Here is a 14,743-nt window from a genome sequence, read left to right on the forward strand (position 1 = left end):
GGCTTTTTGCCGGGTCTTTTTTTTGGTTTCTTTCTGATGGGTGTACAGTACCGGCACGAATTGGTACCGCCGTACAGGACATAACCGTGACTCAGACCCCTCTCAAAATCAGCGCTGATTTCGACAGCGGCAATATTGAAGTACTCGACGCCAGCAACCCTTCTAACGTAAGACTGGCGATCCGTCCCGACACTCAAAGCCCCCATCTGCAATGGTTTCACTTCAAGGCCGAACACCTGCACGTGGGCCAAAGCCATGCCTTCAGCCTGACCAACGCCAGCCAATCCAGCTACAACCGCGCCTGGAGCGGTTATCAGGCAGTGGCCTCTTACGATCATGAACACTGGTTTCGTGTGCCAACAACATTCGACGGCGCGGCCCTGAACTTCAGCCTTGTGCCGACCGAGTCTCAGGTGTATTTCGCCTACTTCGAGCCCTATAGCCGCACGCGTCATGACTGGCTGATCGAGCAGGCCATCAACAAAGCCGGCACCGAGCTGATCGCCATCGGCAAAAGCGTCGAAGGTCGCGACATCCAACTGTTGCGCAAAGGTGACGGTGCTGTCGGCAAACGCAAGGTCTGGATCATCGCCCAGCAACACCCGGGCGAACACATGGCCGAATGGTTCATGGAAGGCCTGATCGAGCGTTTGCAGGAAAAAGACGACCCTGTCATGACGCAACTGCTGGCTGCCGCCGATCTGTATCTGGTGCCGCACATGAACCCTGACGGCTCATTCCACGGTCATCTGCGCACCAACGCCAAGGGCAAAGACCTGAATCGGGCCTGGCAGGATTCCAGTCGGGAACTGAGCCCTGAAGTGTTTTTCGTCCAGCAGCAGATGGAGAAATACGGCGTCGACCTGTTCCTCGATATCCACGGCGATGAAGAAATTCCCTACGTCTTTGCCGCCGCGTGTGAAGGCAATCCCGGCTACACCCCGCAACAGCAGCAACTGGAAGAACACTTCCGTCGCCGCTTGAGCGAAATCACCCAGGATTTCCAGACCCGCTACGGCTACCCGCGCAGCAGCCCCGGCCAAGCCAACATGAACCTGGCCTGCAACAGCGTCGGTGAACGTTATAAGTGCCTGGCACTGACCCTGGAGATGCCGTTCAAGGACAACGATGACGCGCCTGACCTCGTCACCGGTTGGTCAGGCAAGCGCTCGAAACACCTGGCCAAAGATGTCCTGACCACCGTGTCGGAAATGGTCTCGGTCCTGCGCTGAGTCGACGGCCCCTTCAGGCAAGCCTGTTCTTGGGGTTTATGTTGCTTTCAACGCAGCAGCAATCTCCCCGAGAATAGCCGGATCATCAATCGTCGACGGCGGAGTGAAGTCCTCGCCGTCGGCGATTTTTCGTAAAACACCGCGCAGTATTTTGCCGGAGCGGGTTTTGGGCAGGCGCTTGACCACGACCACTCGCTGCAAACACGCCAGTGCGCCGATTCTCTCGCGCACCAGTGCCACCATTTCGCTGCGCAACTGCTCGACACTTTCGCTGACGCCGTCCTTGAGCACGATCATGCCCAGCGGCACCTGACCCTTGATTTCGTCATGCACGCCGATCACCGCACACTCGGCCACGGCGGGATGCTGGCTGACCACGTCCTCCATCTCCCCGGTAGACAGCCTATGACCCGCGACGTTAATCACATCATCCGTGCGGCCCATGATGTACACGAAACCATTTTCGTCCACATACCCCCCATCACCCGTGTGGTAATAGCCGGGAAAGGTCTGCAGGTAAGCTTCCAGGTAGCGTGTATGGTCATTCCATAGCGTCTGGCTGCACCCAGGTGGCAATGGCAAGGCGATGACGATAGAGCCTTGCTGACCCGGCGCGAGCAATCGGCCCTCCTCATCCACCACCTTGACGTTATAACCCGGCACGGCGCGATTGCTTGAACCGGGTGCCGGGCTGTGGCCTTCAAGACCGACGCACGGCGCAGTCACCGGCCAACCGGTTTCAGTCTGCCACCAATGATCGAGTACCGGCTTGCCAGTCAACTGTTCCAGCCAGTGGTGCGTGCTGGAGTCGAGCTTTTCCCCTGCCAAAAACAACTGTCGCAGCGAACTCAGGTCGCGGTTCTTGATCAACTCGCCGTCAGGATCTTCCTTGCGAATCGCGCGCATGGCAGTCGGGGCACAGAACAAGGCGTTGACCTTATATTCTTCGATCACCCGCCAATACGCACCGGCGTCCGGCGTACGGATCGGCTTGCCCTCATACAGGACAGTGGTGCAACCGCACATCAGCGGTCCGTAGACGATCAGGGTGTGGCCTACCACCCAGCCAACATCGGAGATGCCCCACCAGACATCGCCCGGTTGCATCCCGTAGATATGGCTCATGGTGAAGATCAGCGCGACTGCGTTGCCGCCGTTTTCGCGAACGATGCCTTTGGGTCGGCCGGTGGTGCCCGAGGTATACATGATGTACAGCGGGTCGGTGCTGGCGACGGGCACCGGATCGACCGGTTGCACACCGACCAAGGCTGCGTTCCAGTCCAGGTCGCGGCCCTTCTGCAACTGTGCCTGAACCTGCGGGCGTTGCAGCACCAGAACATGGCTCGGCTGATGGCGCGCCAGTTCCAGGGCTTTGTCCACCAAGGGTTTGTATTCAATGACCCGGTCGAACTCCAGCCCGCACGAAGCCGTCAGCAGCAGTTTGGGTTTGGAATCGTCGATGCGCAGCGCCAGTTCATGGGCTGCAAAACCGCCGAACACCACGGAGTGGATTGCGCCGAGTCGGGCGCAGGCCAGCATCGCCATGGCCGCCTGGGGAACCATCGGCATATAGATGATTACGCCGTCGCCCTTCCCCACGCCCAATTGGCGGAGCAAACCCGCCAACCGCGCCACTTCGTCACGCAGTTCGTTATAGCTGTAGCGCACCTTGCTGTGGCTGACGGGCGAATCATAGATCAGTGCCGTCTGTTCGCCACGGCCCTGCTCGATCTGAAAGTCGAGCGCCAGGTAGCTGCTATTGAGCTGACCGTCGGCGAACCAGCGATGCGTGCCGTCAGCCAGGGTTTGCAGAGTCTGTCGAGGTGCCTGATACCAAGCCACGTTGCGCGCCTGTAGCGCCCAGAAAGTCTCGGGATCGGCGATAGAATAGTCGTAATGCTGCTGATAGTTCTTCTGTTGCTGGTTCATCGGCATCCCTGTGATTGTTCTTATTGAGGGCTTAACGAGAAAGGGCCTACATCTATGAACGTAGCAGATGCACAGCGAAAAACAGCTACGACTTTTGTAGGCCACGCGGCCCTGTGACAGGACGCAGGCATTGGCCGAACGCAGGACCCACACATCCGGCAGCGCCGGCATCGGTGCGACGAACTGTCGAGTGCGGGTACTGCAAAGGATGGGACATGAGTACACTCTCCAATAAAGCACACCACTAAAGTTAAAAATTAGCTTTTGCGAGTGCGCAACGCGATCCCGCTCAAAGAAAATTATGTGTGTCAGGTCTGCCGTATGGCTATTAAAGAAGGTATTCGCACGGGAGGCCGCAGCGCCCGTGTTCAACAATCAATCCACACGGCCATCCGTGACCTGCTGCTCGAACACGACCGTTCGATGCTCAGTGTCCCACTGATTGCTGCCCGTGCCGGTGTCACGCCCTCAACCATTTACCGGCGCTGGGGTGACCTGACCACGCTGCTTGCAGACGCAGCGGTCGAGCGTTTGCGTCCGGACATCCCGGTCAATTGCGGCAACCTGCGCGAAGACCTGCAAACGTGGACCGAGCAGTACCTGGACGAAATGAGTTCAGCCCCGGGTCGGGAACTGATGCGTGACGTCGTGGCCAGCAGCGCGGCAACCTGCTCTGGAAAATGCTCCGCCATCGCTCGTGACCAATTACAAATCATCATTCAGCGCGCGCTTGCCCGTGGTGAAACGGCTCCACCGGCCGAAGAATTGATGGACGCCATCGTTGCGCCAATGGTGTATCGCATCCTCTACGCCGAAGCGCCGCCAAGCCTGGAACGCATGCACCAATTGATCGACATCTGCCTCGCGCGGCAGGATTGATGATGACGATCGACAATCAAATTCACACCCTTGAGCGTCTGCGCGCTGGAAAACTTGCGGGCATCACCCGGCTTGATCTGTCCTGCGGGCTGACCGAGTTTCCTGTGGAGATTTTCGACCTAGCGGACTCGCTGGAGGTGCTCAATCTGACAGGCAATGAATTGAGCCGCCTGCCGGAAGATCTGTACCGCCTGAAGCACCTGCGCGTGTTGTTCTGCTCGGAAAACAGGTTCACCGAGCTGCCGGCCAGTATAGGTCAGTGCCTGCAGCTGCAAATCGTCGGGTTCAAGGCCAATCAGATCCGCGACGTTCCAGCTCAGGCGCTGCCGCCCTTGTTGCGCTGGCTTATCCTGACGGACAACTGCATTGAGGCCCTGCCCGACGCACTCGGCGCCTGCAGTGCCTTGCAAAAATTGATGCTGGCGGGCAATCGCTTGCAGCAGTTACCTGAGAGTCTGGCGGCCTGCGAGCAACTTGAGCTGGTGCGTATTGCCGCCAATCGCCTGACTGAATTACCCGACTGGTTGTTGAAACTGCCTGCACTTGCCTGGCTGGCCTACGCCGGAAACCCGCTGGCCGTAAGCCCCGCTGAAACGCCCATCCGCCAGATCCCGTGGGAGCATCTGCAGGTACAGCAGCAACTGGGCGAAGGCGCTTCCGGGGTGATTCAACAAGCCCTGTGGCAACGTCAGGAGAACCAGTCCACGCCTGTGGCAATCAAGCTCTACAAGGGCAGCATCACCAGTGACGGCTCCCCGCTCAACGAAATGTCTGCCTGCATTGCTGCGGGGGTTCACCCACAGCTGATCGAAGTCCAGGGGCAGATCGCTGAACACCCACAGGCACAGGTTGGTCTGGTGATGCAATTGATCGCCCCCAGCTTCAGCAACCTCGCTGGCCCGCCCAGCCTGGAGTCCTGCACCCGCGACATCTACGCCTCAGGCACCCGGTTTTCCCTGAGCGTCGCCCTGCGCCTGGCCTGCGGCATCGCCTCGGTTGCTGAGCATCTGCATGCAGGCGGTATCTGCCACGGCGACCTGTACGGGCACAATATCTTGTGGGACGAGGACGGCGATTGCCTGCTCGGCGATTTCGGCGCAGCGTCGTTTTATCCGACAGCCAACACCGCTCAAGCGCAGGCACTGGAACGCGTTGAAGTCAGGGCTTTCGGGATCCTGCTGGGTGAATTGCTGGCGCGTTGCGATCCAGCACCTGCCGAGTGGCTACTCGACCTGAAAAGCCGATGCACGCATCCCGACGTACTGGCAAGGCCGTCGTTTGCGCAGGTTCATGGCGAGTTGCGGGCCTGTGACACGGTGCAGTGCATTCACCCCTGAAGCTGCTGCACAGCGTCACGGGTCATACCCATGCCGAGCGAGCCCCGCTCCATCTCGGCAAAACACTCGCTCACCCAATCGACGAACACCCGAACTCGCGGGGACATGTGGCGGTTGTGCGGATACAGGACCGACACGGGCATAGGTGGCGGCGGGCACTGGGGTAAAACTTCACGCAACACGTCTTCGGACAGTTGCTGAGCAACCCGATAGCGCGGCACCTGGATGATGCCAATGCCGGCAACCGCCGACGCGGCGTAGATTTCGGCGCCAAACACCGCGACGCGACCCTCGAGCCGGACCTCCTGGCATTGCCCGTCAACCATAAACTCGAAGGGGTAAGGTTTGCCGGTGGTTCTGGAGACATAGTTCACGCCCGTGTGAGTCGCAAGGTCCCTCACCTGTTTCGGCACCCCGTATTTGCGCAGGTACGCCGGGCTTGCACAGGTCACCTGCTCCAGCATCGCGATACGACGTCCGATCAACGACGAATCGCTGAGGTTGCCGGCCCGCACCACGCAATCCACACCCTCCTGAACCAGGTCCACCAATCGATCAGCTTCGCTCAGGGTCAGTTGAATATCAGGGTAACGTGCCATGAAGCCCGGCAAGGCTGGCACCACGAAGTACCGTGCCAACGTGCCGTGCAGGTTGATCCGCAGCATGCCTTTGGGCGCGACGCTGCGGAACGCATGCTCGGCATCTTCCAGTTCCGCCAGTAAATGGATGCATCGCGCGTAGTAGGCCTCCCCGTCAAGGGTAGGTTTGACCCTACGCGTGCTGCGCTCCAGCAAGCGCGTGCCAAGCCAGGCTTCCAGTTGGTTGAGGCTGTGAGTGAGCGTGGCACGCGGCAGGGTCAAGTCTTCGGCAGCCAATGTAAAGCTGCTGCGCTCATAGATACGCACGAAGATTTTCATCGCCTTGACCTGATCCATCGCGGCCCTCGTCAATTGTTGGCGTTTTTTGAACAGTCCTGCGAATTTAGCATGAGCCCGCCTTGTTCTGTCGAAGTGGCTGGACAAGGCGGCGTTGAAGCCGAGGACGATGCCTTATATAAGAGGAATGCTGTAGCTGACAATAAAGCGGTTTTCATCTTTGTCGCTTGCATCGTTGCCTCGAAGCACCGCACTGCGCCACGTAAAGCCCAGCCCCTTGAGGCTGCCTTGAGGGATCACATAGTCGATGCGGAAGTCATGCTCCCATTCGCTATTTTGCTTGTTGAGCGCTTGAATATGCTGACCGTTCCAGTAGGTGTAACTTGTCTTTAAGCCCGGTAAGCCGAGGGTCGAAAAGTCGTAGGCATACGCGGCCATTGACGTGTCTTCGCCTGCATTGACGAAGCGCAGAACCTGCGAATTGGTGATCAAGTAAGGAGAGCGACCCTGGTCCTGGTTAATATGAGGGAAGTCACTACGCCCGCTCGTTTGCTGATAGCCAACGCTGATGGAATGGCCTTGCAGGCTATACGTGAACAGGCTGCTCCACAAGCGGTTGTCTACTTCGCCCTTGCCAATACCTTGACCATAATAACCCGCACTGACATAACCTTGATCACGGCCTGAAGCGCTGGCATTTTCACCGTCTGAGGTGCTATAGAAATAACGCAAGTCTGTTTTCAGCTGACCGACGGGCAGTTGCCATTGGTGAACCAATCCCAAAAAGTGTTGCTGATAAAAATCTTTCAAGCCGCCATAGTAGTATTGCAGTTGCAATTGCTGAGTGGCTTGATAATCGACCCCACCGTAATAGAACTGATTACTGAATTTCCCCGTGTCCGGGTTATTTGCGCCCGCAATCGACATCCCCTGGGTATTTGAGGAGTTGCGATCAGCCACCTGCCTTATATCGCCCACGGTAAAATTTAAATGTTCAAACTCTTTTGATTCGACTTGCCAGCCCTCAAAGGTTTCCGGCAATAAGCGCCCATCGTTATACGTCAAAACAGGCAGTTTCGGGAGCAACGTGCCGACCTTTAACTGAGTCTGGGACACACGAAACTTGGCGGTTGCCCCCAGCCGGCCGTAATCATTAACCGCTTCTCCGTTGCTGTCCAAAGGAAATACACTTCCCGGGGTGTGATCCTCTCCCTTTTTACCCGCACGTCCTGCGGCGTCTAACCGCAGGCCATACAAACCCAGCACATCCAAACCAACCCCTATCGGTCCCTGAGTGAAACCTGACTGGTAATTAAGAATGAAACCCTGGCCCCACTCACGGTCAGAAGGTGCCTTTGCATTACGCGTGTCTTGGTTAAAGTAAAAGTTACGTAGGTCAAGTGAGGCTTTGCTGTCCTCAATGAATCCGGCTGCATGCGCTTGCTGTGCGACACCCAGAGCCATGACCAGCGTGAGGTAAGTTTTATTGCACATCGTTGTCTCCGATCGGCAGTGCTAATGCGAGGCTAACGCCCGTCCTAGAGGGGTTGCGGCGTTGAGTGGCGGCAATTTAAAGGATTTTGTTTATTCTTAACAAGAATGAATTATTATTTTTTTATCTACTTTTGGAATATAGCCTCTCTACATCCTGGAGCCTTTTATGAGGATGTCTGCGCGAACTCATTCCTCACGGACGCCTGCCAGCGACACATCGTGGTTCCTGACAATAAGGGGTGATCGCCACGCCGATTGGGCTGCACCCCTTTATCGCCGGGGTCTCGGGAGATCAGATCGGGGAAGGAAAGAGGCCGGTCGTTACACGTTAACGGATCGTATTTGAAGTAAAGTAGCCCTCCAGCCACTGACTCCAGGTAAAGGAATTACAGGTTGGCGAAACAAAGAATTGCTCTTCATATCCACGTGTCAAGACTACAAAAGTTATAGCCATTCCAGATGAAATCAACGGTCGCCGATGCAACTTTCCCTGCGGCAAACGTCGTCCCGGAGGACTGTAACTAGAGCCAGACTTTATCCAGCGCTCATAAACCAATGCGTGTGGCAAAGTTGCCTGAGAATGGACTCGCGCGGTGTATCTGACGCGAGCCTCCACAGGCAAGCCTGCTGCAGGTCTAAAACCGCTGTAAGGTCAGGGTTTAACCCTGTACCCCGGCCAACTCCCGCAACCGAGTCAGTTCAGCCACAGGAATATCGATGCCATGGACCAACGCCTTGGCGCGCTGCAGGTAGCGGCGGTCGCCAGGCATGCGCTCCTGACCGACGTCATGCATCCGCCGGACCAGTTCCTCACTGCGCTCGGCAAAGTTCTGCCCGGAACCCTTGTTCGGATCAATCACGATAAACAACTGGCCCGTCCAGGGTGTCTGCGCACCGGGATGCTTGGACCAGTCGAACTCGAACGAGAAATTACCGCCCGTGAGGCCTGCGGCGAGCAACTCGACCATCATCGACAAGGCTGAGCCCTTATAGCCGCCGAAGGGCAGCAACGCACCACCGTCAAGGATCGCCTTGGGATCCTCGGTCGGCAGCCCGGCGCGGTCCACACCCATGCCCGGCGGCAGCATCGCGCCCTTGCGAGCAGCGATCTGCACGTCACCGTTGGCAATAGCACTGGTGGCCAGATCGAACACGATCGGGTCACCACCTGCCCTGGGTGCGGCAAATGCAATGGGATTAGTGCCGAACAGCGGTCGCTGTGCCCCATGGGGCACCACGCACGTCATGCTGTTGACCACGCTCAACGCCACCAGCCCCTCACGAGCGAACGGCTCGACATCGGGCCACAGTGCTGCGAAATGGTGCGAACTGCGAATCGCCAGAATGGCGATCCCCGCGCTCTTGGCCTTTTCCACCAGCAACGGTCTGGCAGCCGCCAATGCCGGTTGAGCGAAGCCATTAGCCGCATCAACCCGGATAAATGCCGCGCCGACATCCTCGACTTTTGGCACTGCTTTGCCGTCGACCCAGCCGCTGGCCAGGGACGAAAGGTAACCGGGAATTCTGAAAATGCCGTGGCTATGGGAACCGTCACGCTCAGCGCTGGCACAGTTTTCAGCCAACACACTTGCCACTTCCGGCGAGGTGCCGTTGCGCAGGAAAACCTGGCGCAGCAACTCGACCAACTCAGGAAAAGAAATGTTTCGCGTCTCTACGTGGGCCGCGGTATCGCTGGATGCAGACATTTTAAACTCCGGTATATTTTTTTTGAGGGAGGTAATGACGTTCTTCATTGATCCCGCGCGCTGGCTCAAGCAGGTATTGAGCCAGCCTGAGCGTCACAGTGTAATCAGGGCTTGACCTTGCGCCGCATGAACCCGTTGATGATCACCACCAGCACCGCGACCGAGATGGCGATGTACTGAAAGGTCTTCTCGGTGATCACACCAATGTTCTGCAAGTGCGACAAGCCCAACATGATCCCCAGTACCACCAGGGCGATCAGAATCGAATACGTCAAACGCTGTTTGTTAGTCATTACGGCTTCCTGAATACCTGTAGAAATCATCTGCTTTGCGCAAATGCGAGCCCATGGTAACGCTGATGACTCGCAGACGGCAGCCTGGCATACAAATCTGCGATACCGGCCGCCGTGTTACCCGATTGAGGCCTCAACACCGATCCTGTGACCTTGATCAGAACAAAATGGACGCTGATGAGATAAACACCCCATGTTTTAATGCCGCCCTATTCAAGACGATTGCCACCAAGCTTCCGCCCTCGCGCTTTAGCATTGATCGAACAGCGATACATCAAGGAGTTCACCATGCCCAACGAAGGCAATCTGCTGCAGGCCGCAGTCGTATTTCTGCTGGCCGCAGTATTGACCGTACCCCTGGCCAAGCGCCTGCAACTAGGCGCAGTGCTCGGGTATCTGTTTGCCGGGGTGATCATCGGCCCTTCAGTGCTGGGCCTGATCGGCAATCCGCAAAGCGTCAGCCATATTTCCGAGTTGGGCGTGGTGCTGCTGCTGTTCATCATTGGCCTCGAGCTGTCACCGCGACGCTTGTGGGTGATGCGCAAGGCCGTGTTTGGTGTTGGACTAGCCCAAGTACTGCTCACCGGGATGGCTATCGGCAGCGTCGCCCTATTTGCCTTCGATCAGTCGTTTAACAGCGCGGTGGTGCTGGGGCTGGGGTTGGCCCTGTCGTCCACCGCCTTCGGCCTGCAAAGTCTGGCCGAGCGCAAGGAACTTAACAGCCCACATGGAAGGCTGGCCTTCGCCGTTTTGTTGTTTCAGGACATTGCCGCGATTCCGTTGATTGCCATGGTGCCGTTTCTAGCGGGTGTGGATCACAACGCCAGCACCTCCGACCACCTGACTCATGGTCTACGGGTGGTGGGCAGCATCGCTATTGTGGTGATCGGCGGGCGCTATCTGCTGCGCCCGGTATTTCGGATCGTCGCCAAGACCGGCCTACAGGAGGTCTCGACCGCGACCGCATTGTTGGTGGTGATCGGCACAGCCTGGCTGATGGACCTGGTGGGGGTATCGATGGCCATGGGGGCGTTTCTGGCAGGTCTGCTATTGGCTGACTCCGAATACCGCCACGAACTGGAATCGCAGATCGAGCCCTTCAAAGGATTGCTGCTCGGGCTGTTTTTTATCAGCGTCGGCATGGGCGCCAATATCGGCCTGCTGGCCAGCGCACCGCTGACCGTGCTGGGGCTGACAGTGCTGCTTATTCTAATCAAACTGCCCTTGCTGTTTGGCATCGGCCGTCTGGTCGGCGGCCTGGACCCGCACAGCGCCATACGCTTGGGCGTGGTGCTGGCAGCGGGTGGTGAATTTGCCTTCGTGGTGTTCAAGATCGGCCGCGACCAAGGGCTGTTCGAACCGCGGCTGTACGACATTCTGGTGCTGACTATCACCCTGTCCATGGCCATGACGCCGCTGTTGTTACTTCTGATTTCGCGACTGCTCACACCCAAAATCACACCGCAGATCGTGCCGGACGAGTACCGCGATATCGCCAGTGACTCACCAAGGGTGGTCATCGCGGGTATGGGACGCATGGGCCAAATCGTTGCGCGGATTCTGCGGGCGCAAAAAATCTCCTTCGTGGCATTGGACAACGCCGTGGAGTCCATTGAGTTTTCCCGCAGCTCCGGCCATCTGCCGGTGTTCTACGGCAACCCGCTACGCCCGGAAATTCTGCGTGCGGCCAAGGTTGATCAGGCAGAGTTTTTCATCATTGCCACCGATGACCCTGACACCAACATCAAGACTGCCGAGTTGGTGCGCAAGCTTTATCCGCACATAAAGATCATCGCCCGCGCTCGCAACCGTCAACATGTGCATCGGCTGATGGACGTGGGTGCTCAGGCAGTACGCGAAACGTTCTACTCCAGTCTGGAGATGAGCAGGCGTACATTGGTAGGGCTGGGTCTGAGTCAGGCTCAGGCCGATGCACGGGTCAGTCGTTTCAAGCGTCACGATGAGCAAGTGCTGAACGCGCAACATTTGGTGTATGACGATGACGCCAAGGTCCTGCAAACCGCCCGTGAAGCCAGGACGGAACTGGAGCAATTGTTTGAAGCCGACCGCCTGGAGGAAGAGTCCGCCAAAGACTGACGACATTCAGGTACTCAACTCAGCTAATCAAACCTGGAACACACCCCATCGAACAAGTCCGAAGAAGCCCTTTCTTCGGACTTGCTCGATTGTTAGACAAACCCATCTATATTTAGGATAGTTTCAGCGGCCATATATAAACTTCCTACATAAATTTTAAAACTGTAGAAATACCCTACACGATTTTCCGCAATATTCACCCCGCCAAGCTATTTACCCTGACACCCGAAACTGTAAAAATTCGTTTTTAGCATTACCCTTGGTAACTAACAAATACCACCTTCACTGAATAACTATAAGAGCTGATCTATATGAACCCGAACACTGCGACTGCTATAGACCTGTCGCTACCTGTCGCTGATCCCCACACAACCAAGGCGTTTGGCCTGGAAAATCTCATGGCCCTACGGGACGCACTGATTGTTCTGAAAGGCCCACTGGGCAATATTCCAGCCTTGCGCACCCGTATTCAGAACAGCGTATTTAATCAGGCTGCGCAGGCCACCTATTACGATAACGAACGTCTGAATCAACGCCGTCTAAATAACGGCCGCGGCTCGATCACTGAGCGGCCATAAGCAACGCTGACCCCGGCCAGCCCCTTGAGTGCATCTTCGATTGTTTTATCTTCGCGCACCGCAAAACTGTCAAAACCGCACTGGCGCATATGGCTGAGCTGATCGCGCAGTACATCGCCAATGGCCCGTAGTTCGCCCGTCCAGTCGAGACGCGTGCGCAGCAGATATGCTTGGCTATAACCTCGACCATCACGAAAGCTGGGGAAATCCACGGCAATCAGGGGCAGTACCGAGAGGAACGGCTTCAAGGTCTCGACCTCGTCATCCGGACCGAGCCAAACGCCATCAAGGCTCAAACGCTCACCGGCCAGCACAGCCCGATCCTGACGCGACCACCAACGCGTAAACGGCAGTAGCAATGGCCCACTTGGCAGATCGCCTTGTGCTTCGCGAACCAACGTCCATGAGTCGTGGTCGGCGATGTGCGCCAGCCCGACTTTAAGCCTCAGCACATTGTTCACAGCGTCGCCTCTGACGGCTCTCGTTGATAGACGCGCTCCTTGAAGGGCGCCAGACCGATGCGATTGAGGGTCTGCACGAAGCTCTCGTCGCTTTCCCGGTAATCGGTGAACGTAGAGACAATCTTTTCGATCACGTCCGGCACCTGTAAGGCGCTAAAGGAAGGCCCAATCACTTTCCCCAATGCGGCCGCCTTGCCTTGCGAACCACCTAGCGTGATCTGGTACCACTCGCTGCCATTTTTATCGACGCCCAATATGCCGATATTGCCAATGTGATGATGGCCGCACGCATTCATGCAGCCGGAGATATTCAGGCTGATCTCTCCCAGATCGTGCAGGTAATCCAGATCATCGAAACGCTGTTGAATGGCCTGTGCAATCGGGATCGATTTGGCGTTGGCCAACGCACAAAAATCGCCACCCGGGCAGGCGATGATGTCGGTCAACAACCCGATATTTGCGGTACCTAGCCCGCTTTCGCACGCCAGGCTCCACAGTGCATACAGGTCAGCTTTGCGGACGTCCGGTAACACAATGTTCTGTTCGTGGGCGATGCGAATTTCACCGAACCCGAACCGCTGCGACCAATCCGCCACTGCGTTCATTTGCTCCGTCGTCACGTCCCCCGGTGGTGCGCTGATCCCTGGTTTGGTCGAGAGTACTGCACTGACGTAGCCGGGGATTTTATGCTGCTGCACGTTGCGCGAAACCCAGCGGGCAAAAGCCGGGCTTTGCGCCAGATGTGAACCGAAGTCCAGATCTGTGTCCGAGAGCTTTGCATAAGCCGGGGGCACAAAGGCTGAAGCGACGCGTTGAAATTCTTCTTCCGTCAGCTGCGCCGGGCCATCTTTGATGTGTTGCCACTCTTGCTCGACTTCGCGGGAAAAGGCCTCGATGCCTAAGGCTTTGACCAAAATCTTGATCCGCGCCTTGTACTTGTTGTCCCGCCGCCCGTAGCGGTTATAGACGCGCAACACCGCCTCGACATACGACAGCAAATGCTGCCAGGGCAAACCCTCACGAATCTGTAGACCGAGAATCGGCGTACGCCCCAACCCGCCCCCGACCAAGACCCGCAACACCCTCCGCCCAGCTTCATCGCGGTACAGATACAGCCCGATGTCGTGCATCTGGATCGCCGCCCGATCTTGCTCCGCCGAACAGATGGCAATTTTGAACTTGCGCGGCAAAAACAAGAATTCCGGGTTGATGGTTGACCATTGCCGCAGGATCTCGGCCAGCGGGCGTGGGTCGAGCAGCTCGTCGGCAGCAACCCCGGCAAAGGCTTCGGTGGTGATGTTGCGCACGCAGTTACCGGAGGTCTGGATGGCGTGCATCTCGACACCGGCCAACCGTTCGAGAATGTCCGGCACCTGCGCCAGTTCGATCCAGTTGAACTGCATGTTCTGTCGAGTCGTGAAGTGCCCGTATCCACGGTCATAGTCACGGGCGATGCTGGCCAACGTGCGCATCTGTTCGGCGCTCAAGGTGCCATACGGAATGGCCACACGCAGCATGTACGCGTGCTTTTGCATGTACAGGCCGTTCTGCAGACGCAGCGGCAGAAACTCTTCTTCGCTCAGGTCGCCACTCTGGAAGCGCTGTACCTGATCGCGAAATTGCGCGACCCGCTCAAAGACCAACGCACGGTCGTATTCGTCGTATTGATACATCGTTCACCCCCTCAAGCTCATCGGTGCTAGCTGCTCTCTTCGAAAGTCGAGGCAGCTGCCGAGGCTTGAGACTATGGCGAAGCGCACCCCGACAAAACAGCGTCAGACCGGGCAAATAAAACCGTATCAGAGGCTCATTAAACGGCGCGTCTGCACCGCTTTTCTTTGCCTTCTCTGAGTCTGTTTTGT

The 14,743-nt window shown here is 57.2% G+C and carries 11 protein-coding genes; 4 read left to right on the top strand and 7 right to left on the bottom strand.

Annotated elements, in window-relative coordinates; all coding sequences use genetic code 11:
• Positions 1–86: 86 nt before the first annotated feature.
• On the top strand, positions 87–1,232 hold the full coding sequence (locus tag K0F75_RS02535; RefSeq protein WP_374028587.1) for a M14-type cytosolic carboxypeptidase: 1,146 nt from the start codon (positions 87–89) through the stop codon (positions 1,230–1,232).
• 36 nt (positions 1,233–1,268) lie between these two features.
• On the opposite strand, the gene K0F75_RS02540 is transcribed toward K0F75_RS02535, so the two are convergent.
• Positions 1,269–3,161 carry a propionyl-CoA synthetase gene (locus K0F75_RS02540; protein WP_219060180.1) on the bottom strand — a complete coding sequence of 631 codons (1,893 nt, stop codon included), beginning with the start codon at positions 3,159–3,161 and terminating at the stop codon, positions 1,269–1,271.
• Between the two features lie 321 nt (positions 3,162–3,482).
• Here K0F75_RS02540 and K0F75_RS02545 point away from each other — a divergent pair, with 321 nt between their 5' ends.
• The gene (locus K0F75_RS02545; RefSeq protein ID WP_219060181.1) at positions 3,483–4,040 is read left to right on the top strand and encodes a TetR/AcrR family transcriptional regulator; all 558 of its coding nucleotides are present in this window, start codon (positions 3,483–3,485) and stop codon (positions 4,038–4,040) included.
• Between the two features lie 20 nt (positions 4,041–4,060).
• A complete protein-coding gene (locus tag K0F75_RS02550) occupies positions 4,061–5,377 on the top strand; it encodes a leucine-rich repeat-containing protein kinase family protein (RefSeq protein ID WP_306823016.1) in 1,317 nt (438 codons plus the stop codon).
• Here the strand turns inward: K0F75_RS02550 and K0F75_RS02555 are convergent.
• From K0F75_RS02555 to K0F75_RS02570, 4 genes are all read right to left on the bottom strand, one after another.
• Positions 5,368–6,312 carry a LysR family transcriptional regulator gene (locus K0F75_RS02555; RefSeq protein WP_219060183.1) on the bottom strand — a complete coding sequence of 315 codons (945 nt, stop codon included), beginning with the start codon at positions 6,310–6,312 and terminating at the stop codon, positions 5,368–5,370. The two genes, K0F75_RS02550 and K0F75_RS02555, sit on opposite strands and share 10 nt — an antisense overlap.
• 114 nt (positions 6,313–6,426) lie before the next feature.
• Positions 6,427–7,746, bottom strand: coding sequence for an OprD family porin (locus K0F75_RS02560; protein WP_219060184.1), 1,320 nt, complete (start codon positions 7,744–7,746; stop codon positions 6,427–6,429).
• Between the two features lie 659 nt (positions 7,747–8,405).
• The gene (locus tag K0F75_RS02565; protein WP_219060185.1) at positions 8,406–9,452 is read right to left on the bottom strand and encodes an Ldh family oxidoreductase; all 1,047 of its coding nucleotides are present in this window, start codon (positions 9,450–9,452) and stop codon (positions 8,406–8,408) included.
• A 104-nt stretch (positions 9,453–9,556) separates the two neighbouring features.
• Positions 9,557–9,745: a hypothetical protein gene (locus K0F75_RS02570; protein ID WP_219060186.1), complete on the bottom strand. Its 189-nt coding sequence runs from the start codon at positions 9,743–9,745 to the stop codon at positions 9,557–9,559.
• A 288-nt stretch (positions 9,746–10,033) separates the two neighbouring features.
• On the opposite strand from K0F75_RS02570, the gene K0F75_RS02575 reads away from it, so the two are divergent.
• Complete coding sequence (locus tag K0F75_RS02575) at positions 10,034–11,842, top strand: monovalent cation:proton antiporter-2 (CPA2) family protein (protein WP_219060187.1); 1,809 nt, start codon at positions 10,034–10,036, stop codon at positions 11,840–11,842.
• A 529-nt stretch (positions 11,843–12,371) separates the two neighbouring features.
• On the opposite strand, the gene K0F75_RS02580 is transcribed toward K0F75_RS02575, so the two are convergent.
• Both K0F75_RS02580 and K0F75_RS02585 read right to left on the bottom strand, forming a co-directional pair.
• Positions 12,372–12,881, bottom strand: coding sequence for a DUF934 domain-containing protein (locus K0F75_RS02580; RefSeq protein WP_219060188.1), 510 nt, complete (start codon positions 12,879–12,881; stop codon positions 12,372–12,374).
• Positions 12,878–14,554 carry a nitrite/sulfite reductase gene (locus K0F75_RS02585; RefSeq protein WP_219060189.1) on the bottom strand — a complete coding sequence of 559 codons (1,677 nt, stop codon included), beginning with the start codon at positions 14,552–14,554 and terminating at the stop codon, positions 12,878–12,880. The genes K0F75_RS02580 and K0F75_RS02585 overlap by 4 nt, the downstream gene beginning before the upstream one ends.
• Positions 14,555–14,743: the final 189 nt, after the last annotated feature.

The organism is Pseudomonas sp. UMAB-08, from assembly GCF_900095225.1.
In the GTDB taxonomy this organism is placed as follows: Bacteria; Pseudomonadota; Gammaproteobacteria; order Pseudomonadales; family Pseudomonadaceae; genus Aquipseudomonas.

What these genes read in the sequence shown, in the direction of transcription:
- K0F75_RS02575 (WP_219060187.1), top strand. Translation starts at nt 10,034, where the DNA reads ATGCCCAACGAAGGCAATCTGCTGCAGGCCGCAGTCGTATTTCTGCTG.
- K0F75_RS02540 (WP_219060180.1), bottom strand. Translation starts at nt 3,161, where the DNA reads ATGAACCAGCAACAGAAGAACTATCAGCAGCATTACGACTATTCTATC.
- K0F75_RS02560 (WP_219060184.1), bottom strand. Translation starts at nt 7,746, where the DNA reads ATGTGCAATAAAACTTACCTCACGCTGGTCATGGCTCTGGGTGTCGCA.
- K0F75_RS02585 (WP_219060189.1), bottom strand. Translation starts at nt 14,554, where the DNA reads ATGTATCAATACGACGAATACGACCGTGCGTTGGTCTTTGAGCGGGTC.
- K0F75_RS02545 (WP_219060181.1), top strand. Translation starts at nt 3,483, where the DNA reads ATGGCTATTAAAGAAGGTATTCGCACGGGAGGCCGCAGCGCCCGTGTT.
- K0F75_RS02565 (WP_219060185.1), bottom strand. Translation starts at nt 9,452, where the DNA reads ATGTCTGCATCCAGCGATACCGCGGCCCACGTAGAGACGCGAAACATT.
- K0F75_RS02555 (WP_219060183.1), bottom strand. Translation starts at nt 6,312, where the DNA reads ATGGATCAGGTCAAGGCGATGAAAATCTTCGTGCGTATCTATGAGCGC.
- K0F75_RS02570 (WP_219060186.1), bottom strand. Translation starts at nt 9,745, where the DNA reads ATGACTAACAAACAGCGTTTGACGTATTCGATTCTGATCGCCCTGGTG.